Source organism: Bradyrhizobium sp. STM 3566, assembly GCF_045571445.1.
In the GTDB taxonomy this organism is placed as follows: Bacteria; Pseudomonadota; Alphaproteobacteria; order Rhizobiales; family Xanthobacteraceae; genus Bradyrhizobium; species Bradyrhizobium vignae.
The window spans coordinates 3,332,728-3,356,027 of the sequence record NZ_CP120692.1; the positions used below are offsets into that span (position 1 = coordinate 3,332,728).

The following is a 23,300-nucleotide window of genomic DNA, read 5'->3' on the forward strand; positions in this document are numbered from 1 at the left end:
GCCATGCCCAAGAGAGGAACGGCCGTTGCGACATTCACGAACCGCGACGGGGAAACATTCACGGTCATCATTCCGGCGACCTACTACAAGGGGCAACTCTTAATCGACGCGGCCAACTACAACACCGCTCTGTGCGCTATCCGAGCTGCGGGCCTCGATGAAGTTGAATTCGAATTCGTTGAGACGGAAGCGGCTTGATGACTGTAGCAGATAAGAAAGCGCCGCCTCCGCATCCCGACGACCTGCGACGGTCCCACAACTTCAATATTGGGTTGCGGCTGATAAAGGCGGGCATTCCCGTTTTCGTCTCGCTTAACAAGACTTCGCGCATCAAGCGTTGGCAGCACCTAGACACTGAGCTGACCGACAGTGAGCGCGAAAAGGCGCGGCAAGAATACATTGCGGAAGGCAAGGTGCCGCTGAGCGTGATAGGGTCGACGCTTGACTCGAAGAAATGGGAACGCATGCACCGTCTCGCGCATCGCGACGGAACGGCAAGCATTTGTTGCGGACTCGCGAAGATTGTTGTGATCGACGCGGACAACAAAGATAGGGACGGCCCTGCGCTCCTGGCCGCTTATCTCGACGAACACGGCGGCACGCCCGAAGGCACGGTTATTTTGACTTCCCAATCCGGGGCGAAGCATTACGTCTTCGCGGACCGCGCGGGGAAGTATCGAAATAGCGAGGGGCAGATTAACCGCGTGCTCGGCTGCAACGTGCGCGGCGTTGCGGGCCAGATTGTCGCGCCTGGCTCTTGGCGAGCGGACGGCAAGCGCTACGGCACGCTTGACGACTTGCAACGGTTTATCGAAGCGGTCGCGTTGGACACGTTGCCGGAACTACCGCAATGCCTGGCAGACCTTATCGGCGAACAGTCGGGCGAGTCGATCAATGACAGTGATCCGCGCGTCAAGGCGGGCATTGCCGAGCTGAAAAACGAGGAATGGCCTGCCTATGACGAGGTATTCGGTACGGATGGAAGGCTTGATCTTGATCGGCTGAAGAGCGGTTCGGAAAAATTCCGCAAGCTGATGGATGAGCCGAGTTCGGACCGTTCGTCAAATCGCCTTTCGGCCGCATCGGCCTTGAAGGGTGCTTCGTCGCGCACAACCGTGCGAGACTTTGCAGTGCTTTGCGCTGAGTACCCTGACATATTCGGCGAGCATGTCGACAAGAACGAAGGCAGCGGCACCTATGACGACCGGAACCTCTCAAAGGACTTCACGACCGCAACGGCCGCGAATGTGTCGCTCTCAGACGGTGGGGCGTTCAGTGCTGTCAGTGAAGATGACGAGACGGCAGATGAGCCGAAGGGCAAGCAACCCGCATGGGCCGCAAACCTAACGAGCATCCCGAGCGATCTTGACATCAGCGCGTTGCCGCCGCGCGCTTACGTTTACGGCACATACTTGCAGAAAGGGCAAGTCACTTTGCTTTCGGCTGCCGGTGGCGTCGGCAAGTCCGCGTGGACGCTGAGCGTCGGAATCGACATCGCTTGCGGCGTCGACCATCTAGGCGTCGGAGAAATCAAGCAGCGAAAGGTCATGGTGTACGATGGCGAAGACGATACAGGCGAGATGCTGCGCAGGGCGGGAGCCTACTACACCCATCATCAATTCACGGAACCGATGCGCCAAGAGGTGGAGAAGAATTTGACTATCCTGAGCGGCGTGGAAGCGCCGCTGCGGTTTGCGGAGTATCGCGACGGCAGAGTCGTCATAAAGAAATCAGCGTTGGAGGCATTCGAACAGTTGATTGAAGAGCGAGGCGTCGAAATTGTCGCTCTGAATCCGCTGATCGGCCTGCACTCCATACCCGAGAACGACAACGCCGCTATGCATGCGCTCTTGATCGAATTGAACAAGATCGCGGCCAAGCGCGGAATTGCGTTGATGCTGGCCCATCACGACAAAAAGAACCTGGGCGCGAAGAGTGTTGAGGATGCCAGTCAGGACGACACGCGCGGCGCGGGGGCGATCACAACGGCGGTTCGTACGGTTATCGCGATGCGCCGTCTGAGCCCGCGCGACGCACAAGCCTTGCGTATCCCGTCCGAGGACGTGCCGCGCATCATCGCTCTGTCGAAAGGCGCGAAGTCGAACTATTCCGCGCGGGATGTCAGCGCAAAGCTGTTCTACACGCACAGTGTTGCTGCCGACAACGGCACGGAGGAATTCGCCGCCGACAGCACCGTGGCTCTTGCACCGTACAAGTATGAGCGGCGCGAAGCGGGAATCGAAGATGGAGCAGCCGAGAGGATTCTTGCGGCTCTCGACGGTGGCGAGCCTGTGGGCGCAAACCCGCGTCACGCCAATTGGCTGGGCGCGCTGATCGCGCGGGAGCTGCAATGGAACGTACACGACAAGAAAGTGAGGCAGACCATCAACAGCGTGATTGCGGACTGGCTGCAACGCGGCTGGATCGTTGAGGGCGTGTCGGACGCGGGCGGAAAGGGCGCGGAGCGCCGGAAGCCTGTCAGCGTGTACAAGCGCGGCGGATCGAAGCCGGAGCCAAAGGCCTTTGAGTTCGGCGCGGTGGATGACGATGACGAATAGGACACGACGCCGCCTGCTTGAAATACTCGCAGGCGGCGTTGTCCAGCCCCGGGAGGGTGACCAGCAAAATCCCGGTAGAGATAAGTCAGCAAATCCCATGCCAAGGTTCATGTGCCGGGCTTGGACAGATCAGCACCAGGCTGAAAGTCCATCAGCCTGACAGACAAGAGGGGCGGTCCGGTCTTGATGCCCGGCCGCCCCTTCGCTTTTGGACCTGTAAACCCGCCATTCCCATCATTTTGGGTCGGTCAACGTCGCTTGTTAGGTCGACCGACCCGACCGACGTTGACCGACCCTAAAACGTTGACCGACCACTGACCGACCTTCGACCGACCAAGAGGGAAAAACCCAACAGAAACAATGGTCGGTCAATGTTGACGTTGACCGACCATGTCGACCGGGGTCGGTCGTCGGTCAATGTCTACACACCCTTTAGGGGTGTAGACATGTTGACCGACCGGGGCACGTCGACCGTCCCGCAACTGTACGCCTGAGAGCCTGAGAGCCTGAGAGCCAATCGAGTTAGAGCAGGATGGGTGCATCGGCCTTCCAGCTCGAAGCGTCCCCGGGCGGCGCTTAGGCCGGGAGTGTTGTCGAAGACCGGCAGACTGAAAGTCTTTCAGACCAACAGCTTAGCGGGCGAATTCCGGCCGGTGCGCGATTCTTGGCGCGCGTTCACCCATAGATGAGGGGCCTTGCAGGCGGGTGTCTAGGCCTCTCCGTTCTTGGCAAGCCGCGCGGTCGGTTAGTCCCCAGCCGCGCGGCACGCCGCTTCCCATACCCGCCGAACCATCTCCTGAAGGATCGCCCCATGACATATTCCGACCCGGTCTATGCCGGACTGATTGAAGGCCTTAAGCCCGGCCGCACGCGCACGCTTGATGCCGGTGACACGCTCACTCTTAAGCCCAAACTGTTGCGAGCTGCGGAACGCCTTCGCATCGTGCGAGCCGTCGAGCGACAAGCCGAGCTGAGCGAGTCAATCCTAGCTGCTCACCTGCGCATCGCAGATGCAGTCGAACGACAGGCCGACGCGCTCGAACTTATCGGCGGCTTGTTCGCTTCCACCATTGGAGTCGGGACCGCCGCTTGTGGCGCTAACGGACCTGACCCAACCACTTACCAGACCGTCAACTTCGTCCGCACGGGCTTGGGCCGTAAGGACTTCGTGTGCGACGGCGACAGCTTCGAGAACGCCAAAGATGATTGACACCGCAGCATGGGCACAGGCCGCGTTCGCGGCCAATACCCCCGCCGTCGCTTCGACCATGATCCAACTTGCCGCTACCGGCTTCAGCGTCATGGCGACCGCCCGGGAACAGCGCATTCTGAGCGAGCTAGAGATTGAGCGGGCCGCACGTCGGCGCGCGGACGCCGCATCGCGTATCGTCATCGTGAAAGCGAGCGACGCACCGCGTTATGCCCGTGTGGGCTTCAGCGCTGGTGGCCTAGACCAATTCCGAGCTGAGAGGCTTTGACGCGCAACGCGCTGATAGTGCGCTTTAGTTCCTTAGAGACCTTCGCGACTGGCGTGCGAGCTTTCGAATGCTTCTTCAAGGTCCGTACGTCGGTCGCAGTCCATTCGCGGCGTTGAGGTATCGCCTTCTTCTTCGCTGATTTCAACTTGTAAGCTCCGTAGTTGTTAGAGCCGCCGCTGTTAGCAATCGCGCGGAGCGCTCGCAACTAACAATTCAGACATTGTGGGTAAGTGCAATGCCGTCACTCAGCGTCACGCTTGACGCCAGCAAACTAGAAGCCTGGGCTTCCGAGCTATCCGCGCGCGGCCTGCGAAACGCCATTCGCCGCGCTGTCGACAAATCCGCGACGGCCGCCCGGAAGGTAGCGCTCGACATTATCGCGAAAGACGCAGGCGTTCCTGTTGCACGCATCAAGCCGGGCGTCACGAAGTTGCGGCGCACGACTCAGTATGACTTGAGCGCTTCGTTCACAGCTAACAAGCTGAGAATCGGTATTCTCAACGTGCAGGGCGCGAGCGTCAGCAAATCAGGCGGGCTACGCGCGAGCACCTTCCGCCTGACGGGAGGCGGTTCTACGTCGCTGCAAATCAAGAATGCGTTTCTCGTTCACGCCAACGGCGGAACGTTTGTGGCCTTCAGGCGTGGCAAAGAACGACTACCGATCAAGGGCGTCTATGCCGAAATGCCGTCGACCGCCATGGGCCAAGACAACGCCGCAGCGCGGGTCGCATGGCAGAAGGAAGCAGAGAAGCAATTGGCTACACGCTTACCGGCTGAGATACAGAAGCAGCTACTTGCTGAGGGCCTGCCGTACTCCCCGCCTGCCGATACAGGCGACTAATCGACACAAACACCGATACCGCTCAGCGCGCGAGAAGCGGACATTGCGGGGCCGTAGACCCGCTACGTTCGTCGCAGCGCGGGCGGCTAGCGCGCCATGCTCAAAGCGGATTGATCGGGCGATCTTCATCCGCGCGGGCGTGGCGCGCACCTATTCGAGCGGCAAGCCGGAGGCCACAGCGCACCGCGATTGCAAGCTCTCTTGTCGCCCCGCCTGCCCCTTCGCATGCGCTTGGCCTCGCACAGTGCGCGCCCGCACGTCGCGGGAAGCCAACGCGGGGGCAGGCGGGGGCGACGCAAAAGGTAGTGCCCAATCGGCACGCCATGCGCCGTTCGGGGCTCGCTTGGGTCCTTACGAAAACCCGAAGATCGCCCCTTGCGGTGCGCCGCCGCACTTTTCGCGCAAAAAACGCCAACGATTTCAATAGCAGAGAACCGCCATGGGCAGGCCGAGAGGCACAATCAGCAAGATCGCCGACGAAACGAGCTTGAACCAAGCGACCGTACGCCGCGCGCTCAAAGCATCCAACATGAGCGAAGAGGAATGCGCGGCCGACTTTGCGAAGGCTGTCGAGACGGTGAAAGCGTGGGCCGACAGCGACAAGGTGCTAGGCCACAGCGCGAGCGGCAGGGGTGAAGGCGGGGGCAACGGCTCCGCTTACACGGAGGCCAAAGCGCAAACTGAACTGTACCGCGCTGAGAAGTTCCGACTCCAAAACGAAAAGCTGGCCGGACGACTGATCGACCGACAGGACGTGACGGACACCGGAATACGCATACTCGCCGATGCCCGCACCGCCTTCCTGTCGCTGGGGCATCGCCTCGCTGACAAACTAGCCGGGATGACCGACGCTCGCGAGATCGCGCGAGCTATCGAGGCCGAGGCTCGAATAGTGCTCGGAGAACTCGCCGACGAAAAGAAATTCTTCGAAGCGCTCGAAATCGAGGCGCTGACTTAGGACATCCGCAATGATCGACCACGACCTAGCGCGAGCATGGTTGCGCGCGCTTGCGCCGCCGCCGATTGTCGCGCCGACTGCTTTCGCCGAAAGTCAAATCGTTCTTCCGGCTAGCGCGAACGCACTGCCTGGGCCGTTGCGTCTCGCGCCTTACCAGCGCGAGCCAATCGACGCTATCGCAGACGACGACGTTGAAATCATTGTGCTCATGCTGGCTTCTCAAACCGGCAAGTCGACTACCATCAACGCAATCATGGGGCACTGCATCGCCAGTGATCCCGGCCCTATGCTTCACGTCTCGCCGACCGGAGGGCGTTCGGAAGAGTTTGTACGCGAACGTTTTGACCCGCTTGTGGCTTCGTCGCCTGCGCTGCGAGCACTGATCGGCAAGGGCCAAGACACGCGAAAGGGAAGTAGCGGGGGCGTCAACTCGGTCACCGCGAAGACCTTCCCGGGCGGACAACTAAGCTTCGCGTCGTCGTTCAAGGCAGACGAGCTAGCCGCTCGCGCTGTGAAGTACCTGTTTCTCGACGAAATCGACAGGTTCGCGGCGTCGGCAGGCGTTGAGGGCGATCCTATCGGCCTGGCACTCAAGCGAACGAAGACGTTCGAAGGCAGGGGCCGTAAGATCGTCATCGTCAGTACGCCAACCACTCGCGTCGGCTCGCGCGTCAACGATTGGTATCTGCGCGGCGATCAACGGAAGTTCTTCGTCAAATGCCCCGACTGCGAACATTCGGCACCGCTCGCCTTCGAGAGCTTGAAATGGGAGCCTGGCAAGCCTGAAACGGCGCACTTGGTTTGCGAGGCTTGCGGCGTGGTTCACGACGAACGCGCCCGCCGATCAATGATCGAAGGCGGCACATGGCAAGCTACGGCGATAGGTGAGAAGGGTATTCGCTCTTACCATCTGACGGAGCTGTCTTCGCTCTTCAGCACCATGGCATCAGTCGCACAACAGTACGAGGCGGCCACAACACCGGAGCAAAAGCAGACCTTCTACAATACGACGCTCGCGCAGGTGTATGACGCTGGCACGGAGGTAGAGCTGTCACCGTCCGAGCTGCAACAGCGTGCCGAGAAGATCGCGCCGCCCTATGCGAATCTTGTCTGTGTCTCGGCAGGTGTAGACGTTCAGTCGAATCGTCTTGAAGTGACTTTCTTAGGTCACCACGCCGACCAGACGTTCAGCGTTCTAAATCACCTGAAGCTGACGGGTGACACAAGTGGCGACGCTGTATGGCGACAGCTCGACGAAGCGATGGGCTCGACGTTCCCGACGACAGACGGGCGTGCGTTGCCTGTTCTAATCCAGGCCGTCGATTCCGGCTTCAACGCCGATCAAGTCGTGAAGTTCATACATGCGCAGCGCGGGAAATCGCGTACTGCATTTCCCGTAAAGGGCAAAGAAGGCTTCGACCGAATGCCACTCGCTTCTGGCGGACGCCTTAAGGGGCAAATGCGGTTGCTGATTGTGGGCGTCGACGCGGTCAAGCTTAGTGTGCAAAAGGCACTTGCCATCGACCACCCGTCGCCTGGCTTTGTCCGATTGCCGGATCATCTCGACGACGATTACTTCGCTGGCCTCGCTTCTGAACAGTTGCGTGCTCGCGTCGTCAAGGGTGCGCCACGTTACGAGTTTCACCGCACTGTGCGGCGTAACGAGCCCCTTGACTGCTTGGTCTATGCAACAGCCATCGCGAGGCACCCATATGTGCAGGCTGCAATAAGCAAACCGCCTGCGCTCACACAACCCAAACCATCCCTCGAAGAGTCGGCCAAACGGATAGCCGCGCTCTCGCAACCCATGAGGTAACCACACATGTCTGCCCACAAGAAACAGCCTGCCGTGACTGGCGAGGCAAACGCTGCAATCGCCAGCGAGCGCTTGCGTATTGCCGCTATCTTGGAAAGCCCGGAAGGCAAGCGCAACCCGGCAATGGCGCAAAAGCTCGCGCTCGGTTCTGCGCTCGACGCTGAGACCGCGCGCAGCATTCTAGCCGAGGCACCTGCCGCCAATCCGTACCTTGCCGCTATGGACCGCGAAGGCCCGATTGGGTTGAGCGCCTCCACGGTCGACATCACAGGCGACCCGAAGGCCGCACGTATGAAAGAGATCGAAGGCAGCATGAAGGCGTTCAACGCCGAGAACCGCCGCGCGCAGGGCCGTGCAGCGAAGGGCTAAACAGTATGTCCAAGATCAAACGACACAAGAGGACGGGGAACACCCGTTTGGCCCGTCTCAGTCGGTCGTCACGGCCGACCGTGGCACAGGGGCTGCTTAGGCAGACGCTCGCACCTATTGAGGCGACATCCGCCCAAGCTGGAATCATGGACGGGACGGACGGTAAGCCGTCGCTCGTGTGGGCGCGCTACAACGGCGCACCGTTCATGTCCGGTCATCTCGGCGGCTGGCAGCCCTATTGGGGCACACCGGGAAGCGAGATTAGCCGGGAGCGTTCGCAAGTATCCTCAATCACTCTCGACCTGTTGATGTCCAATCCGGTCATTGCGGCATTGGTAGAGGGCTTCGCGACTTACGCTGTGGGGAACGGGCTCACGCTCTCGTCACGGCCTGACTATGCTGCGCTAGGCATTTCCAAGGATGCTGCGCGCGAACTGTCGAGTCAGATCGAAACGGCCTGGCAGGCCTGGGCCAAGAATGGTGCCGAGTGCGATGCTTCCGGCCGTCACCCGCTGCCTCAGCTAGCGGTCGCGGCATACAAGAGCTTCCTGCTCACAGGCGAAACGCTGTTCGTTATCGACTGGCAGCGGGCGGCCGGTGCGGCCACGCGGACGAAAGTCAACATGCTTGATGTCCGACAGCTCGACCAAAGCATTACCCGAGTTGTCGAAGGTAACAACGGGGGCAGCATCATGCAGGGCGTTCAGTTCGATAAGAACGGCAGGGTTGAGGGCTATTGGATCAGGCCGTTTGTTCTCGGCAATTTCAACTCTGCGCCGCAAGCCGTATTCGTCCGGGCTCGCACGTCGTGGGGCCGTACACGCATCGGCCATCTGTTCGATTTGATCGCACCCGGGCAAATTCGTGGCATCTCGCCGCTGGCTGCGGCTCTCACGCCTGCACATTCGAAATCGACACTGCGGGAGTTTGGGCTAGCTGCCGCCCTGGTGCAGTCCATGGTTGCCGCCACAGTGGAATCCGATTTGCCGCGCAATGACGCCCTTAGATCGCTTGCGACCGCTGATGCAATGGATATGCCGGCACCTCCGGGAATATCGCCTGAAGCGTGGGCGGCGGCTGGCGCAACGTACTATGAAAACGTCAAGGTCAATCTTCAACCGGGTGTAGTCACGCACATGATGAAGGGAGACCGGCTTGTGCTGCATCGGCCGCAGAGTCCCAACACTGTGCATGATGCGCTCGATAAGAGCTTGTCGCGGGAGGCTGCTAAGGCCGCTGGCTCGTCAGCGGAAGACGTTTCGGGCGACTATTCGCAGACATCTTTCAGTGCTTCGCGCCTCGCGCAAGAGCTCCCGTGGCGGATCAACAAACGCAGACGCAGTGCCATCGTCGAGCCGTTCTATCAAGCGGTGTTCGTCGCCTGGATGGAAGAGGCTTGCGAGACCGGGCGCATTCGTCTTCCGCAGGGCGCACCCGCGTTCTGGCAAGCCCCGGAGGCTTACAGCAATGCGGTGTGGCGCGGTGAAGGTAAGCCGGTTGCCGACCCGCTCAAAGCGGCGCAGGCTGACATTCTCGAAATCGAAAACGGCTTGTCGACGCTCGAAGCGAAGCTTGGCGAACGTGGCTTGGACTTCGAGGAAGTTCTGGCGCAACGCAAGAGCGAGCGCGAGCAACTCGAAGCGGCGGGCCTACGTTACCCCGTGCCGAAGAACCGGGACGACTGGAAGCCCGAAGACGACACGCCGTCGTCGACCTAGCAGGACATAACGATCATGACAGACTGTACACCGCGCGGCGGGATTCTCCCCGCCGTCGACAACCCCTGTGCGTTCCTGCCTCAACTTCGCGCCGCGCTTTACCAGCTTCTGGCAGGCCAAGCGCGCGCACAGGTTCGCAACGGCGACCAATGGCTGACGTTCCATCGTGCCGACGTGAAGACGCTTCAGCATGAGGTGCGTCGCCTCGAAACCATCTGTGAATCGGGAATGAACGTAGGGCGCGCCGTTCGCGTCGGGCCGTACGTCCCCGCCCGTTGGCCGTACCGGCCCTTTCGTTACTGAGGTACTTCTATGACGACCGTAGTTTATACTCATCCCGAAGCGCGCCGCGAGGTGCTGACATCTTCGGGCGAGCCGATGTCGCGAGCGGACGCAAAAGCGCTGGGATATACCATAGCGCCATATGCCGATCTAGTAGAGCCATCGGCGCGCATTGCCGTTAGGCACCCCGAACACTTGGACCTTGTGAGCTTACCGCCCTTTGGCTTGGTGACCACGGCACAGGCGGCGAAGACAATGGGGTTTGTCGTCTCGCAAATCGCGACCGTGCCGCGTGCCGTATCGCGCCCCGATCCGAAAGCCTCCTGGCGTTCAGCCATCTTTACGTCGCCTGAAGCCAAAGAGCGGCCGTCCGCAACGGCCGAGCTTGTGACTTCGCGTACACCTGAAAACCTGACAGTCGACCAAGCACGCGCATTCCTGCGTGGGCTGCCTGTCGAAACCGAACACACTGACACCACGGAAGAGACCATGACGACCAATGACGACCCACGCGCCGCGCGACTTGCCGAAATCAGCAACAGCATGGCGGCGTTTAACAAGAACATGGGATACGGCGCGAGCAAGACGCCGATGAAGGCCACAACGCCCGCGAACGTCGAGCCCGCGAAGCTGAAGCGGCTGACCGAAATTCGCCTTGCGGCGATGGAGGCGAGTGGGCGCGGCCGAACCCAAGAGGCCAAGACGCTGAGGCTTGCGCTCGAAACTCACGACCGTGTCGGCACGCCTCTGAGCAATGTGTTCGCTCAGCTCGGCATCGATGCCGCCAAGTTGCTCCCGAAGACCTAACCAAGGATTTCCTCACATGATTACCGAGACTTTCACTCTGTCACGTCCCCTCAAGACCCATAACGGCGAAGTGCTCACGCTCACGCTGCAAGAGCCGACTGCGGGAGCGTTCGTCGACTATAACGAGCCGTTCACCGTGAAACCCCGCAAGGGCGAGAACGGCGAGCCGGATGGCGTGACGTTCGTCTACGACAACAACAAGGCATTCATGCAATTCCTTGTCGACATGATCGTGGAGAAAGGGATTGACGACCTAGTCCTGAAGGCGATGAGCGCGAGCGACTTCCTGCGCCTTCGCGGTGTCGCGACGCACATCATTTTGCTCGGGGTACAGGACCAACGCCCTACCTAACCGTCCGCCGCGCAGTCGCGATGATGATTCGCGATTACGGAGTGCAGCCTTCGGAGCTGCACTCCATGCGCGTGGGACGGCTTGTTACCCATATCAAGATGCAGGCGGACCTCTCTAAGGTCCGTGAGAAGAATGCAAGGTAGGACGAATGTCTAATCCTTCAGTAACGGCGACAATCAGCGCCGACGACAAAGCCAGCCCCAAGCTTCGCGAGCTTGTCGAGCTAACGCAGCGTCTCGCGCAGACTGCGAAGGCGGCATTTAACGAGAGCGCTGGTACAAACTACACGAACGGCTTTCGGCAGGCCACGTCAGCCGCCATGCAGCACCTCTCTGTGTTGGAGAAAATCCACAAGGTGCAGTCCGCAATCGGCGCGACGGTCGCGGGTGTTGCAGGCGCAAAGGCGTTGCAGGTCGCGCGCTCAGCCTTCACGAACTACATTCCTTATGAGCGCGATGTTCGTTACCAGCGCGCTATTCAGCACTACAGCGACGCGGACATGGCGTTGCTGGAACGGCAGAGGATCAACGCGGCGACAGTCTACGGCCTGAAGCCGGAAGACACGCTGCACGCTCAGCAAGCGTTCGTCACTCGTAACTTCTCCGCCCCAATCACCGAGGCGGCGACCAAGCAAGCCATTGTGCTCGCCAAAGCGCTCAACGTGAAGACCGATGAGGCCGCGAAGATCGTTGAGGGCTTGACGTTCGGACAGGGCATCCACCTGCACAATCCAGCGCAGGCATCGCGGGAGATCGCGAGATCAACGGATCTTGCCGCAATCGCCGCTAAGGCCGGTGCCATGTCGCCTGAAGACATTCAGGCGTTCGGCAAGTTTGGTATCGGCATGTCGACCGCAGCCGGTATCAGTGCGCAGCAAGCGTTCGCAGCGGCCATGACGCTGAAGCGCGCGAATGTGGGAGGCGACGAGTCTGGCGTCTTCATGCGGCAGTTCTCAGCTCGCCTGCTCGCGCCGACAAAGCAGGCGTTCGAAGCGTTCGCCCACATGGGCATTAACTACGCTGACTTCGCGCCGCAAGGCAACGTGAGCCCGGAAGCTATAGACGCGAGCTTGCGCCGTCGCTACGGCAAGGGCCTATCCGACGCGGGCAAGGCGAGCCTAGCCGCAGCGTTCGGGGATGAGAGCCGGAACGTGCTCGGCAGCCGCGAAGGCTTCACGGCTGCCGTTCGTGAAGCCGTTGAGGCGAGCGGCGAGAAGCTGTCGAAGATGGACCAAAAGCATTTGGTCGACACGGCGCTACGTCAATACGACCTGGCAAAGGGCGCGCTCAATGGTGGCGCGCTGTTCGAAGCCATCCTTCAAAAAGCAAGCGCTCGCGATATCCAAGCGATCTTGGGGGACAAGCAGGGCGGCAGGGCCGCGCTTCTGCTAGGTGCTCGCGATCAATACGGCGAATACCTCGAAAAGCTCAACCACGGCGAAGGCTTCGCGCAGAAGATCGCCGAAGAGCGCATGCAGGGCTTGGCGGCGGCCGTCGACAGACTCAGCGCTTCGATTGACAGCGCCGAAAAGCAAATGGTCAAGGCCAACGAAGGATGGCTGACACCGCTTGCCGATGCCGGGGCGAAGCTCGCAGGTTTCGCCGCTGGGCTCTCTGACGCTCAGAAGCAGACTGTCAGCGTCGCGGCTGGTCTCGCTTCGCTGTCTGGCCTCGCGGCGGCAGGAGCTACCATTGCTTCCGTCATATCGAGCTTCACGGGCCTTGCGGCGAGCGCCAACGTGGCGTCAGCCGCCTTGACCAGGATGGCGGGTGGAAGCGCCGTGGCGACCGCCGCAAACGCTGCGGGCGGGGTCGCGGGCTCGCGAGCTGTCACCGGCCTGGGGCTGCTCTCTAAGGGACTTGGCTGGCTATCGCTCGGCACCCTGATCGGCCCCACGCTGTGGGATGAGACACGTAAAGAGGCGGCGGGGATTGACGATGCCAAGGGCGGCGGGGCGGCGAACTACCGCCGAAACCTGGCCCGGCTGCACGCGATGCGCGGTAGCGAGTTTGAAGACCTTGTGAACGACAGCGGGCCTTTCGACCGCTACCAGCCGAGCACATGGAACGTGCGACGCGGTGCGACTAGCGAGTACCTTCGCCAGCTCGGAGCATCGGACGATGGGACTGGCAGCCGTTTCGGTTGGCAAGACTCAATTCGTGCAGTCGGTCAGTCGTCCGGCTTCAAGGACGTTGCCGTAACAGGCACCGTGAGCGGCGAAGCCGAGCTGCATCAATCTTTGCAAATCGAGGTGAAGCCCACGGCTTATTTCGAGTCGCTGGTCAAGCGCATGGAGGCGGTAGCGAACATGCATCTGAACGGACAACTCGGCACGGGCCTGCAAGGGCCTGGCGACAATTCGGTTAAGCCGCCGCAAGGGCCGCCGACAGGAGCGCAGGAATGACGTTGTTTCCAGAAGTGAACGATTGGCGTGCAGGCATGCAGGACGTGTCCGCCGCTATCGACGAAACCATGGCTGAGGCCGTGATCGTAACTCCGGTCCGATCAGGCGGCGTCAACTTCCCAAAGATACCCGAACCCGAGAAGGCCATAACGGTTGCGGCCGTCTTCATGGCGAAAGCTGAAACGGTAGTGATGGGCGAGAACATGGGAAAGATACACAGTGGGCATGTCGTCAGCCCGCTTGTGTCGACCCGCAAGCCTGTCTTCACTTTCGACCATCGCGTGTTGCCATGGCCGCTGAAGCAGGGCTACAGGATCAAGCTCTGCCGGACGGGAGAGACTTTCGAGGTGAAGGACGTAAAATCCGACAGTGTCGCGCGGATCACAGCCGATGTCGTACAGCTCGGCAGGGAATCAGGAGCGCCGTGGTGGGAGTAGTAAAACTGCAATTCCCACCAAGGGGGCCTGCCGTCGAGATAGACACGCCTGACGTGATCGTGCCTGCGCTAATCAGGTTGTCGCGCTGTACGAATGCAATAGACGTGCTTCAGCTCACTGACGAGCTGCCGGACATTGTGTTGCCGTACCTTGCTTGGGCGGCATCACGAAAGGCGGACATTCCCGCGCGTCACGTTCGCATTGTTCTGAAGTGTTGTGGAGACACATTCCTAGAGCGATGCTTGGGCACGCGGCGCTATCGGCAACTGAAGCAGCGCTACCCGACAAGCGAGCCGTTCGAACCGCTGCACTGATCGTTCTGCAAGACTGAGCGCGTTGCGGCGCTCGGTCTGTCAGTTCTGTCAGCTATTTCGCCTGACGCATCTCCAATTGCGGCCTTACAAACATTCTGCCACGTTCGCGGGATCGAAAGGGGAATCGAAAACACGGGGAGAGCCTGCGCCAACAGGCTCCCCACTTGGGCACAGGGGCAATGCAGAGCTTCACAATCGCGACACGGCGCTACTTCTGTTACGGAATTAAAGAGCAACTTGTGGACCGCATGGTCCGTAAACCTTGCGGCTCGTTTGTTCTTATCGAGGGTCCCGAAGAGCCGGGCGGCCTTGAAGTCGAAAAGCCTTACAGCGTTGAGCAAGTTTTTGAGTGGCTGCGAGAGCTTCCGTGGCAGATAGAGCGCACGGTAATCGAGACGACCTAGCTCGACTCATGGAGCTGGTTGTCACCCGTCACGTATGGGGGCGGGGTTTAACGGCGGAACAGATGCAAGAGACCCTTGCATCTGCTCTCGATGAGGGCCGCCGTCATCTCGTCACCGTCCGCAAGGCGCAAGGCGGACGGCTGGAGATAGAGTTCAACCCGGAGCTAGGTGACGTGGGCCGCGCATTCGCCGAGGCGGCGAAAGGTGCGCCCAACAATCGGCCCTCATAGGAGCGTAGCGCCGTCAGCGACCTGACGTTTTCAGCGCTTCCACTCCACGCGCGATACGGTCAAGCAAGCCGATCACTAGGATCATGAAAGCCCCGACGCATATAATGCCGACGATCCACCCATATCCTGCGAGTGTAGCGACTAGTGCGATACAGCCCCAAAACAATATTGCAATTCCGATACCGAGCTTCTTCACGTCCTACCTTCTAGCTTCATTCTTCGAGGCGTCGCCAAAGCGCATCAATCATCCCTTTTTCAGAACGAGAACTAACTCGCGTTTTGTCGCTCCTTCTGTCCTGCGAGACCGCCTAACATCGGGTATCTTATCGCGAATGACGTGCTCGACTCGTAGCTTGGGATATTCTGCGGTCAGTCTAGCGAGCATGCGCTCTGCGGGATGGGTCTTTACGCGCTTGCGTAGCACGGTCTCACCAACAACAAGAACGCAATGTCCGCCCTTGCGGAGATACCTCAATGCGTTGCTTGCAAATGCAGCGGTGATAGCATCGGACTGCATCTGCCGCTCCGTCGGCTCCGGTGAATAGTCAACCGTCGAGCGATCCAAGAACCACATACGGAGTCTGTTATCTCGAACGTAGTCGAGGGCATTCATGTATGGGGGGCTTGTGACTATCGCGTCTACTTCAAAGTCGAGCTTTAGATCAGCGACGCCCACTTGAGCGATTTGCAGAACCTTCGACCGATTTACTTTGGCACCGTGCTTGTAAGTACGAGCGAGCTTAGCTGCCAATCGAGGGGCTAGCTCACGCTCCGTATACATCTCCGGGTATTCCACCCTGGGAAACTTGCGGTCGCGAAGGTATGGTACGAGATGGCTGCTCGGGTATGACAGAAAGCCGGGTCGCTGATGGTGGAGAATGCTCAGTAGACAAGCGAGAAGAAACGGGTCGTCCTTCTCGATGCATTCATCCGCAAAGCGGACTGCGTTCTGAAGGGTTTTCGGGTGAAAGAACTTCCGAACCCATAGGGGTATCGTTCTTTGGTCGCACCTGGGGCGTCTCTGCGAATCTAACAGCCGTTGAGCCAACTGCTCATTAGCCGCTTCCAAAGTGGGAGGCGCTTCCAGCTTCGCGCGCGTCAGTGTAATGGCGTAGGGATTAGTATCGAACGCCAGCGTGCGCCGTCCGAGCATCACGGCTTCGAGGGGAATCGTTCCTGAGCCTGAGAAGCAGTCGAGCACGATGTCTCCCGACGAAGTGAACTGTCCTAGTAGCTCGCGCGCAATGACCGGCTTCAGCTTGCCGATGTATGGCGCAAGCTGGTGCAGACATGAATAATCAACGTTGTGAGAGGAGCCCCGCCATTCGCGAGGGGCTCGCTGCGCTACAGATGAAAGCTGACGGGACATCGCTACCACCCCGCAGTATCGGCGAGCTTCTCGCGAGCACGCTCGACCTTGTCCACTAGTTCAGCAACCGAATCTGCAAGTTCCTGATGGTTGTTTGCCGGATCGTACACCAGGGCCTTAAGGTTCATTGTTTCCTCTAAGACCCGAAGGATGCCCGTTTTCGCGGGGTCCCATGGCATTGCCATGTAGTGCGGGCGCGCTCCCTCAAAACGATATGCATGGTCTTCCAGCAACAACTGCATGTCGGGATCGCGCATAGACGCCCCTAGAAAAACGAATGTATGTGTAACAAACAAACCTCGAAGCAATTGGTAGAAGTGACCATAATCTCTGCGCGCGATTGCGTACTGGCTTCGGGTGAAGATTGTGCTGTCAGGTACGTCGATGGTCCCGTGCACCTTGATAACTACACGGTCCTGTCGACGAAATACATCCGCCACGTCCTTGTCGTAGTAGCTCTTTACGATAACCGTGTTGTGTTGGAGTTGATTGGCTCTGTTTTCATAGAGCTTATCGAAATTCGAGGTCATCACTAGTCGAGAGTCGACTCGGCTAAGATCGTCGTGAATTTTTGCGTGTCGATAAGCGTTGCCGACGAACTCTTGGAGCATCTCCGTTTTGAATGTGGAAGGGGTCAAATATTTTCGAGCAAGCTCGCATGCAGTCAGTAGGTCCCCGTCTTTGATGCATTGCCTGACCTCTGCCGCCTGCGCCGCGTCTGTAATCCGAGAAGCAAGATGGCCCAAGTACTGCGACCATTCCTTTGGGTGCACGCCGTGCTCGTTCTGAGCGTTGCGGGACACGCCTGCGCCCAAAAATAGAACGGATCGGCGAGCGGCGATATCTGCAACTAAGTCTTCTGGCCAATCAATCATGCCCGAATGTCCGCAGTACGACGGAGGTTGCGCATGAGTGACGCAGTGAGTTGGCCAATGAACTCTTGGTACTGACGCTGTTGCTGATACTGTCCGCCGGATAGCCCCTCACGTCCGGTCAACTTATGGATGGGCGTGTGCGCCGTTTGGGCGAGTGGGACGAGGCTGAACATGTGCGGCACGTCACCAAGCCGGACCTCGTCAACCGTCAGGCGGGGAGCGACGAACTGTCTAAGGCTAGTTGCGATTTCATCCGGGATTTTCTTGAGTATCGCTTCGTAGGCGGCAGTTGCTCTTTTCTGATCGCGAATGGTTTTCGTGATGTATTGCTGAACTGTGTACCCGACAAAGCGAGCCATCAGGCTCGACGATACCCGAACCTCACCAGTGTACTCCGCGAGTGTCTGCTCATGCCGCGCTACCACCTGCCCATAGGCCTGATCGTAGTAGTTTCGCCATTGAGCGATCCAGTCGGCGATATTCTCAATCCCAATCAAGCTGAAAATGTCACAGCCCATCGGAGCCAGAAAATAATCAACGCCAATGAGAATTGACCTATTCAGCGCTCCGAGGCTTGGCCCGACATCGTAGATTATCAAATCGTAGTGGGGCTTAAGGTGGCTCAAGAGCTGCGTGTTCCAATTGGAAACTCGGGCGCCGCCTAAGTCCCCGCCCATGAACTGCGTCCAATTGGTGCTGAGCCGATCTTCGAGCAACGCAACATGCGGATGGCCCGGTATGACCGAGATGCCGAATCGATTGGTCTCGGGGCCTGCAACCTTGTGCGTAGCCTCAAGTGACGCGTCTCCCTTCAGAAGGGGGAGCAGCACCTGCTTAAGCGTATCCATGTGAGGCAAGCCAGCCGCAGTTTCGTAGAGGCGTTCCGTCGTGTCGTCCGGCAACACCAATTGCGTCGCATTACATTGGGGATCACCGTCGATCAGAAGGACGTTCAGGCCCTCCGTCTCCGCGATGTACGAGGCGACGTTGCAGGCTAAAGTCGTTTTCCCAACACCGCCCTTGTTGTTGAAAAAGCAGAGGCTGCCGAGCGCGGGCATTCAGTGAGGCTCCAAAGGCCTGAAGGCGATTCGTCACATTTTGACGGTTTGGCCATGACATACAAGTGGTTGTAACGCCACGGTAGCACATTAAGGCCTTACGGCCCCTTAAACTCAGGACCGCGTTGGCCCAGAGCGGAGGGCCCGTCGCCTCTACAAATGCATGAAGAACGTCAGAGCACAGAGTAGGCTGATCAGCCCGAGAAAGCAGGCGTCAATGTAGAATTTAGCGCGCCACCGCTTGTAAATGGCTCGCTCATCGGATCGGTCGCCCGGACTGTACGCCCCATCTATCCATGATCGGATCGCATCGAGTTGCTCTTGCTGCCGCATGGCGATGTCAATCATCGCTAACCCCTGAAAGCCCTGGGTCGTTCGGATCGTTACATAAATTATTCCGAGGACGGGGATGACTAGGGCCTCAGCTCGCTCGTGAAGTTTGTCTAATGCCCATGCGACGATAAACAGGATGACAATATTAACTGCGACCTTCCAGATGTAGCCGATGACGACCATTTCTTAGCCCTGAGTGCCGGAGATTGAAGGCACTCGCTTACAGCGGCACGGCGTTCAGGGAAATACCGCCGTTGAAACCTTCACCTGATAAACTGGGCTACTGCTGTTCCGATAGCCTCGATTGCCTCGCGCTTCTCTTCGAACATATGCCACCGAGCGTAGACGCCAGTCACGCCCTTGTCGTTGTGGTTCAGTAACGCTTTGACATAGTCGAGGGGCAGTCGCGCGGCCTGTACGATTGTTGCAGCCGTTCGCCGAAGGTCGTGAGGCGTGAAGGCTGCCAGCTCCTTGTCTTCTAGCAGGCGGCGGACGGCTTGGCTCATTGAGTGACGCGAGAGCATTCCGACGGTTTCAAAGCGACTGGCGAACACGGGCCTATCGGCTTTGTCCTCGCCGTCCTCCGGCTTGCCAATCTCTAAGGCCGCTTCGATCAACCGCACCGCAGTCGGCGAGAGCGGCACGGTATGTTCTGCCTTTTTGTTCTTGGTCCGCTCTGGCGGAATGATCCAATGGGGCTTGTCGCCATCGAGGCCATGAAGCTCAGAACGCATCATGCCCGCGACTTCGCCCGGGCGCTGGGCTGTCAGCAATACGACTTTCAGCGCCGCGCGCGTCGCGTCCGTGATGCCCGCTTTCTCGTCATCAAGGATCGCAAAGAAGGCCTTCAGTTCGTCGAGCGTAAGGACGCGGTTCTTCTCGACTTCCTTGCCGCCGACCTTCTTCATGCCGTGCAGGAAGTTTTCCGTCAAAATCTCACGGTCGTTCGCGTACCCCCACATGGTGCGGATAACCGACTGAGTCCGATTCGCCGACGACGGCGAGGCCTTGGCGATCTCTTCGAGGAACTCCCTGATCTCACCCCGGGTAATCGAGCCCACGGCGCGCTTGCCGAACTTCGCCTTAGGGCGTTTCAGATACCCTTCGTCGTTTTTCCAACTGCTCTTGCGCGGCCTGCCGGTGCGGGGGTCGATAGCCTGTATGTGGGCTAGGTATTGGTCGCACAGCTCGCCGAACGTGACGACACCCTTCCGGTGCTCGACAAGCTGACGCTCTTGCGCGGCCTTGGGGTCCTCGCCCTGGCCGTTCCTGGCCTCTTCCCGGTCCCGTGCGTCCCGGGCGAGCTTCAGGGAGAGGGCGGGAGCCTTCGGACCGTACAGCCCCAGCGTCACGCGGCGCATGCCTCCCTTGGCCCGGGAGCGATAGGCGAACGTCCAGCGCGCGACGCCGGACGGCGGACAGCGCAGCACCAAGCCGCCCCCGTCGCTCAGCTCGATCCGCTTCCCGGTCTCTTTGGCCTCCGCAATAGCCTTGTCGACCGCCTTGGCCGCGAGCCGGTTTCGAGCCCTAGTCATGGTTGCCCCTTCCGATTTGTTTCCCCGGCGTTTCCCCGGCGTTTCCCCGCGACCTATTCCGGGGTGTGAGCCCTAGTCTGTAGCGGTGCGCCGGAGCGGCCTTATACCCTATTTGGGAAACTTTTGGGAAACATCGGCGCGGGATTGGCCGGTTACTGGCGGTAACTAGTGGTAGCTCTTGGTATGGCCTAAATTGCTGATATTACGGCACTAATGGTGCCTCTTGGTACGCGCTGCTCTTTCGCGGTATTCCGGTTTGGAATCACTGGGAGACTAGGGGTCGGAGGTTCAAATCCTCTCGCTCCGACCATTTTTCCAAATACTTTCGATCTCGTCTCGAGACGGCCCGTTTGCAGCGGGCCGCCCGTTTACAGGCGGTTTACGCAATCCGTTCGCTCCGCGTTCTCTTCGGCTAGGAGGCCAAAGGCGGAGAGTCCACGAGATCGACACCACGCGCGTCGTCGAGACCCGCGCCGGGGCACCAAGTCCCAGCCTACATCCCAAACATGACAACGGACGGCATCGACTCCGTAAGCCGCCGCGACAGGGCACTGTACGGCTCGATCAACTAACGCATCTGGCGGGCCCTTCTGGCTGCGAGCACTACCGCTCCGAACGACCGCCACTTGCGATGGAACCGGAATAAACATATGATAATCTTATTGAAACTCAGAGTTGCGTTAATTGAAGCACATTGCACCAGGCGGGCTCCGGTGCCGCACAGTTTTCACTAGGCCTGACAAGATCGCGCTTGCTGCCATCGGGGCTATGGCAGCGTTGGCAGTTCTCTCGGGCTTACTGAACCCACAATCGGAGACAACCAAAAGCGTGTTTCGCACCCCACCCAGCTGCTATTCAATCGGCACCTCGGTAGCCCCAGGGTGTTCAGCGACGCCAAGTGACACGACGAAATAGCCCGCGGACTTTGACTTCGCGTAGTTCGAGACGGGGCGAGCTATGAGGTCCGTCGACATCGTCGGAGGGGTTCTTCTAGGGATCGAGATCATCGCTACACCAAGCGCGAGCAGAAGCCCGCTAGCTTGAGGCCGAGCCAACGATGCGATCAGCTAACGAAGCATCAAAGTCTTGCGAAGGCTGCATGCGTAGAAAACCAACCGACCCCGCTGCCTGGGGAGCCGATGCATTGATGCTCCAATTTCGGATCGAGCGAATGGCAAGTGGGTTGGCAGGATCAGCACTGTATTGGTGCCTCTTGTCATGATCTGCCGTCAGCGTGCGATCGCGATCCTCCAAGGGGAGGTCTGGGAGAGCATCTTGAATATTCGTCCTATGATGCCATCGAGCTTACGCTATCAACTCCAAAATCGGCAGTTGCCAGGTAGGGGCTAGCCAAGCGCTGGTTTTGCGGCGGCGCGCAGCTCTGGGTTTGAGCTTACGGCCAAATACCCCACCACCATCCGCGTCGTCTCGTCCACCAGGACCTTCACCCTCTTCTCCGACAGCATCTCGGCGTGGTTCAGCACCGTGTTGTGCGCGACGGCCTCGATCGTGCTGACGCAGATGAACGTCGCTAGGCCCGGATCGATCTTGCGCATCTCCTTGCGGCGGCTTCCGAGATAGGTGCGCACCAAGGTGTGGACTTCGCGGTTGAAGGCTTCGACGTCCTTCAGCTGGCCGGTGCGGGGGATCTGCTCGGCGAGGACGCGGTGGAGTTTCGGGTTGATGCGGTGGGCTTCGATTGCGACGGTGACGAGTTTTCGCACGGCTTGCTCGATCGGCATGTCGGCGACTTCAAGGAGCGCGGTGCGGACGAGGCCCATGATCTCCTCGTTGTGGCGGTCGATCACGGCGGCGACGAGCGCCTCCTTGCTCGGGAAGTATTGATAGAGCGAGCCGACGCTGACGCCGGCGATCTCGGCGATGCGGTTGGTGCTGGCTTTCTCAAAACCTTCCTTGACCAGAATGCGAGCAGTCGCCTCGACCAGCGCGTCGACGGTGGCGCGGGATCGCTCCTGCGAGGCATTTTTCCGGGGTTTTGTGGGCGGTTTGCGGGCCACGGCCTTGTGATCTGAATGCGAGTAGGAAAAGCGAGTGAATGCTCGCATTATAGCGGCAAGCGGCGGCGGGTCGGCAAGCCTGTTTGTCGCCGCCGCGAACGCGCCAGATGGGGATATGGCCATGAGCGTTGCCAGGATCGTGTCGGCCTTGCAGTTTTGCCCGGGTGGTTGCGTGTTCAGTCCACCGGCCCGGCGCGATCCCGCGCCAAGCCTGCAAAGCCGCGCCTTCAACCTGCTGCTGCGCCTTCTTCCGTTCAAGAAGCAGCTGGCATCAGCCGAAGCCGTGCAGGCCCACGTGCGGAAGCTCGCATTGGAGCCTGTAACGTTCGAGCCGACGGGGCTCGGCCGCGGCGTCGAGGCGACGCTGACGAAGATGGGCGGCTGGCCGGTCTATTACACGGCACCGTCGTCGGGCCATGAGGGGTGCAACTACGTCATGTTCCTGCATGGCGGCGGCTTCATCAATGAGATCGTGCCGGCTCATTGATGCTTCGTCGGACAGATGACTCGGCAGGCGCGCGTTTGCTGCGTCGTGCCGATCTATCCGCTGGCGCCGCGCGCGACTGCGAAGGACGTCGTGCCGACGACGGCCGAGCTGCTGCGCATGCTGCTGGAAGACGCAGGGTCCGCAAAGGTCACGGTGGTCGGCAATTCCGCCGGCGCAGGGCTCGCGCTCGCGGCCTGCCAGTGGCTGCGCGATCGCGGCCATCGGCAGCCGAGCCGTCTGGTGCTGATCTCGCCCGCGGCCGATGCGTCGGTCAGCCGCGTGGAGCAGGTTGCGATCGCTGCGCGCGATCCGATCCAGGACATTCCGGGGATCGTCGAGGCGGGACGGCTCTATGCCGGCGAGCTCGATGTCGGCCATCCCTTCGTCAGTCCGCTCAACGGCGCCTTCCGCGCGCTGGCGCCGATGACGATCTTCTCGGGGACGCGCGATCTGCTCTACCCTGACAGCGTCGATCTCGCGGAGCGGGCGCGGACGGTGGGCGTGTCGGTCGAGCTGCATCTTTTGCGCGGCCAGCCGCATAATTATGCGTTGATGCCGACGCCGGAAGGACGGCGGGCGCGTGCAATCATCCTGCGTGAGATTGGGTAGGAATGTGGCGTGATCATCGTCACAGAGCGCGTTGCCGCGAACGGTCCG

24 protein-coding genes are annotated in these 23,300 nt (G+C 59.8%); 18 read left to right on the forward strand and 6 right to left on the reverse strand.

The window, feature by feature from the left end:
- Positions 1 to 3 precede the first annotated feature (3 nt).
- From P6U27_RS16025 to P6U27_RS16100, 16 genes are all read left to right on the forward strand, one after another.
- Complete coding sequence (locus tag P6U27_RS16025; protein ID WP_407194285.1) at positions 4 to 198, forward strand: hypothetical protein; 195 nt, start codon at positions 4 to 6, stop codon at positions 196 to 198.
- Positions 198 to 2,558 carry an AAA family ATPase gene (locus tag P6U27_RS16030; protein WP_407194286.1) on the forward strand — a complete coding sequence of 787 codons (2,361 nt, stop codon included), beginning with the start codon at positions 198 to 200 and terminating at the stop codon, positions 2,556 to 2,558. Before P6U27_RS16025 ends, P6U27_RS16030 begins: the two co-directional genes overlap by 1 nt.
- 811 nt (positions 2,559 to 3,369) lie before the next feature.
- Positions 3,370 to 3,768: a hypothetical protein gene (locus P6U27_RS16035; RefSeq protein WP_407194287.1), complete on the forward strand. Its 399-nt coding sequence runs from the start codon at positions 3,370 to 3,372 to the stop codon at positions 3,766 to 3,768.
- Positions 3,761 to 4,036, forward strand: a complete 276-nt coding sequence (locus P6U27_RS16040; RefSeq protein ID WP_407194288.1) for a hypothetical protein — start codon at positions 3,761 to 3,763, stop codon at positions 4,034 to 4,036. Before P6U27_RS16035 ends, P6U27_RS16040 begins: the two co-directional genes overlap by 8 nt.
- 235 nt (positions 4,037 to 4,271) lie before the next feature.
- Positions 4,272 to 4,877 (forward strand): phage tail protein, encoded by a 606-nt coding sequence (locus tag P6U27_RS16045; protein WP_407194289.1) that lies wholly within the window; start codon positions 4,272 to 4,274, stop codon positions 4,875 to 4,877.
- Positions 4,878 to 5,364: 487 nt separating this feature from the next.
- On the forward strand, positions 5,365 to 5,835 hold the full coding sequence (locus P6U27_RS16050; RefSeq protein ID WP_407194290.1) for a hypothetical protein: 471 nt from the start codon (positions 5,365 to 5,367) through the stop codon (positions 5,833 to 5,835).
- Positions 5,836 to 5,845: 10 nt separating this feature from the next.
- Positions 5,846 to 7,651 (forward strand): phage terminase large subunit family protein, encoded by a 1,806-nt coding sequence (locus tag P6U27_RS16055; RefSeq protein ID WP_407194291.1) that lies wholly within the window; start codon positions 5,846 to 5,848, stop codon positions 7,649 to 7,651.
- A 6-nt stretch (positions 7,652 to 7,657) separates the two neighbouring features.
- On the forward strand, positions 7,658 to 8,020 hold the full coding sequence (locus P6U27_RS16060) for a hypothetical protein (RefSeq protein ID WP_407194292.1): 363 nt from the start codon (positions 7,658 to 7,660) through the stop codon (positions 8,018 to 8,020).
- Positions 8,021 to 8,166: 146 nt separating this feature from the next.
- Positions 8,167 to 9,738 (forward strand): phage portal protein, encoded by a 1,572-nt coding sequence (locus P6U27_RS16065; RefSeq protein WP_407194293.1) that lies wholly within the window; start codon positions 8,167 to 8,169, stop codon positions 9,736 to 9,738.
- Between the two features lie 15 nt (positions 9,739 to 9,753).
- On the forward strand, positions 9,754 to 10,041 hold the full coding sequence (locus P6U27_RS16070) for a hypothetical protein (RefSeq protein WP_407194294.1): 288 nt from the start codon (positions 9,754 to 9,756) through the stop codon (positions 10,039 to 10,041).
- Positions 10,042 to 10,050: 9 nt separating this feature from the next.
- Positions 10,051 to 10,827, forward strand: a complete 777-nt coding sequence (locus P6U27_RS16075; protein WP_407194295.1) for a hypothetical protein — start codon at positions 10,051 to 10,053, stop codon at positions 10,825 to 10,827.
- Positions 10,828 to 10,843: 16 nt separating this feature from the next.
- Positions 10,844 to 11,179: a hypothetical protein gene (locus P6U27_RS16080; RefSeq protein ID WP_407194296.1), complete on the forward strand. Its 336-nt coding sequence runs from the start codon at positions 10,844 to 10,846 to the stop codon at positions 11,177 to 11,179.
- Between the two features lie 148 nt (positions 11,180 to 11,327).
- The gene (locus tag P6U27_RS16085) at positions 11,328 to 13,583 is read left to right on the forward strand and encodes a phage tail tape measure protein (protein WP_407194297.1); all 2,256 of its coding nucleotides are present in this window, start codon (positions 11,328 to 11,330) and stop codon (positions 13,581 to 13,583) included.
- Positions 13,580 to 14,020, forward strand: coding sequence for a hypothetical protein (locus tag P6U27_RS16090; protein WP_407194298.1), 441 nt, complete (start codon positions 13,580 to 13,582; stop codon positions 14,018 to 14,020). Before P6U27_RS16085 ends, P6U27_RS16090 begins: the two co-directional genes overlap by 4 nt.
- Before the next feature lie 493 nt (positions 14,021 to 14,513).
- Positions 14,514 to 14,738 (forward strand): hypothetical protein, encoded by a 225-nt coding sequence (locus tag P6U27_RS16095; RefSeq protein WP_407194299.1) that lies wholly within the window; start codon positions 14,514 to 14,516, stop codon positions 14,736 to 14,738.
- 62 nt (positions 14,739 to 14,800) lie between these two features.
- On the forward strand, positions 14,801 to 14,968 hold the full coding sequence (locus tag P6U27_RS16100) for a hypothetical protein (protein ID WP_407194300.1): 168 nt from the start codon (positions 14,801 to 14,803) through the stop codon (positions 14,966 to 14,968).
- A 244-nt stretch (positions 14,969 to 15,212) separates the two neighbouring features.
- Here the strand turns inward: P6U27_RS16100 and P6U27_RS16105 are convergent, their stop codons facing one another.
- The 6 genes from P6U27_RS16105 to P6U27_RS16130 all read right to left on the reverse strand — a co-directional run bounded on the left by P6U27_RS16105 (position 15,213) and on the right by P6U27_RS16130 (position 22,156).
- The gene (locus P6U27_RS16105; RefSeq protein ID WP_407194301.1) at positions 15,213 to 16,337 is read right to left on the reverse strand and encodes a DNA methyltransferase; all 1,125 of its coding nucleotides are present in this window, start codon (positions 16,335 to 16,337) and stop codon (positions 15,213 to 15,215) included.
- Positions 16,338 to 16,339: 2 nt separating this feature from the next.
- A complete protein-coding gene (locus tag P6U27_RS16110) occupies positions 16,340 to 17,212 on the reverse strand; it encodes an SIR2 family protein (RefSeq protein WP_407194302.1) in 873 nt (290 codons plus the stop codon).
- On the reverse strand, positions 17,209 to 18,270 hold the full coding sequence (locus P6U27_RS16115) for a ParA family protein (RefSeq protein WP_407194303.1): 1,062 nt from the start codon (positions 18,268 to 18,270) through the stop codon (positions 17,209 to 17,211). Before P6U27_RS16115 ends, P6U27_RS16110 begins: the two co-directional genes overlap by 4 nt.
- Before the next feature lie 153 nt (positions 18,271 to 18,423).
- Complete coding sequence (locus P6U27_RS16120; protein ID WP_407194304.1) at positions 18,424 to 18,786, reverse strand: hypothetical protein; 363 nt, start codon at positions 18,784 to 18,786, stop codon at positions 18,424 to 18,426.
- Between the two features lie 80 nt (positions 18,787 to 18,866).
- Positions 18,867 to 20,138, reverse strand: coding sequence for a tyrosine-type recombinase/integrase (locus P6U27_RS16125; protein WP_407194305.1), 1,272 nt, complete (start codon positions 20,136 to 20,138; stop codon positions 18,867 to 18,869).
- A gap of 1,346 nt (positions 20,139 to 21,484) precedes the next feature.
- A complete protein-coding gene (locus tag P6U27_RS16130; RefSeq protein ID WP_162500247.1) occupies positions 21,485 to 22,156 on the reverse strand; it encodes a TetR/AcrR family transcriptional regulator in 672 nt (223 codons plus the stop codon).
- Positions 22,157 to 22,277: 121 nt separating this feature from the next.
- On the opposite strand from P6U27_RS16130, the gene P6U27_RS16135 reads away from it, so the two are divergent.
- Positions 22,278 to 22,643: a hypothetical protein gene (locus tag P6U27_RS16135; protein ID WP_407122712.1), complete on the forward strand. Its 366-nt coding sequence runs from the start codon at positions 22,278 to 22,280 to the stop codon at positions 22,641 to 22,643.
- Between the two features lie 15 nt (positions 22,644 to 22,658).
- The gene (locus P6U27_RS16140) at positions 22,659 to 23,252 is read left to right on the forward strand and encodes an alpha/beta hydrolase fold domain-containing protein (RefSeq protein WP_407122711.1); all 594 of its coding nucleotides are present in this window, start codon (positions 22,659 to 22,661) and stop codon (positions 23,250 to 23,252) included.
- Positions 23,253 to 23,300 lie beyond the last annotated feature (48 nt).

What these genes read in the sequence shown, in the direction of transcription:
- P6U27_RS16025 (WP_407194285.1), top strand. Translation starts at nt 4, where the DNA reads ATGCCCAAGAGAGGAACGGCCGTTGCGACATTCACGAACCGCGACGGG.
- P6U27_RS16030 (WP_407194286.1), top strand. Translation starts at nt 198, where the DNA reads ATGACTGTAGCAGATAAGAAAGCGCCGCCTCCGCATCCCGACGACCTG.
- P6U27_RS16035 (WP_407194287.1), top strand. Translation starts at nt 3,370, where the DNA reads ATGACATATTCCGACCCGGTCTATGCCGGACTGATTGAAGGCCTTAAG.
- P6U27_RS16040 (WP_407194288.1), top strand. Translation starts at nt 3,761, where the DNA reads ATGATTGACACCGCAGCATGGGCACAGGCCGCGTTCGCGGCCAATACC.
- P6U27_RS16045 (WP_407194289.1), top strand. Translation starts at nt 4,272, where the DNA reads ATGCCGTCACTCAGCGTCACGCTTGACGCCAGCAAACTAGAAGCCTGG.
- P6U27_RS16055 (WP_407194291.1), top strand. Translation starts at nt 5,846, where the DNA reads ATGATCGACCACGACCTAGCGCGAGCATGGTTGCGCGCGCTTGCGCCG.
- P6U27_RS16060 (WP_407194292.1), top strand. Translation starts at nt 7,658, where the DNA reads ATGTCTGCCCACAAGAAACAGCCTGCCGTGACTGGCGAGGCAAACGCT.
- P6U27_RS16065 (WP_407194293.1), top strand. Translation starts at nt 8,167, where the DNA reads ATGGACGGGACGGACGGTAAGCCGTCGCTCGTGTGGGCGCGCTACAAC.
- P6U27_RS16070 (WP_407194294.1), top strand. Translation starts at nt 9,754, where the DNA reads ATGACAGACTGTACACCGCGCGGCGGGATTCTCCCCGCCGTCGACAAC.
- P6U27_RS16075 (WP_407194295.1), top strand. Translation starts at nt 10,051, where the DNA reads ATGACGACCGTAGTTTATACTCATCCCGAAGCGCGCCGCGAGGTGCTG.
- P6U27_RS16080 (WP_407194296.1), top strand. Translation starts at nt 10,844, where the DNA reads ATGATTACCGAGACTTTCACTCTGTCACGTCCCCTCAAGACCCATAAC.
- P6U27_RS16085 (WP_407194297.1), top strand. Translation starts at nt 11,328, where the DNA reads ATGTCTAATCCTTCAGTAACGGCGACAATCAGCGCCGACGACAAAGCC.
- P6U27_RS16090 (WP_407194298.1), top strand. Translation starts at nt 13,580, where the DNA reads ATGACGTTGTTTCCAGAAGTGAACGATTGGCGTGCAGGCATGCAGGAC.
- P6U27_RS16095 (WP_407194299.1), top strand. Translation starts at nt 14,514, where the DNA reads ATGCAGAGCTTCACAATCGCGACACGGCGCTACTTCTGTTACGGAATT.
- P6U27_RS16100 (WP_407194300.1), top strand. Translation starts at nt 14,801, where the DNA reads ATGCAAGAGACCCTTGCATCTGCTCTCGATGAGGGCCGCCGTCATCTC.
- P6U27_RS16105 (WP_407194301.1), bottom strand. Translation starts at nt 16,337, where the DNA reads ATGTCCCGTCAGCTTTCATCTGTAGCGCAGCGAGCCCCTCGCGAATGG.
- P6U27_RS16110 (WP_407194302.1), bottom strand. Translation starts at nt 17,212, where the DNA reads ATGATTGATTGGCCAGAAGACTTAGTTGCAGATATCGCCGCTCGCCGA.
- P6U27_RS16115 (WP_407194303.1), bottom strand. Translation starts at nt 18,270, where the DNA reads ATGCCCGCGCTCGGCAGCCTCTGCTTTTTCAACAACAAGGGCGGTGTT.
- P6U27_RS16120 (WP_407194304.1), bottom strand. Translation starts at nt 18,786, where the DNA reads ATGGTCGTCATCGGCTACATCTGGAAGGTCGCAGTTAATATTGTCATC.
- P6U27_RS16125 (WP_407194305.1), bottom strand. Translation starts at nt 20,138, where the DNA reads ATGACTAGGGCTCGAAACCGGCTCGCGGCCAAGGCGGTCGACAAGGCT.
- P6U27_RS16135 (WP_407122712.1), top strand. Translation starts at nt 22,278, where the DNA reads ATGAGCGTTGCCAGGATCGTGTCGGCCTTGCAGTTTTGCCCGGGTGGT.
- P6U27_RS16140 (WP_407122711.1), top strand. Translation starts at nt 22,659, where the DNA reads ATGACTCGGCAGGCGCGCGTTTGCTGCGTCGTGCCGATCTATCCGCTG.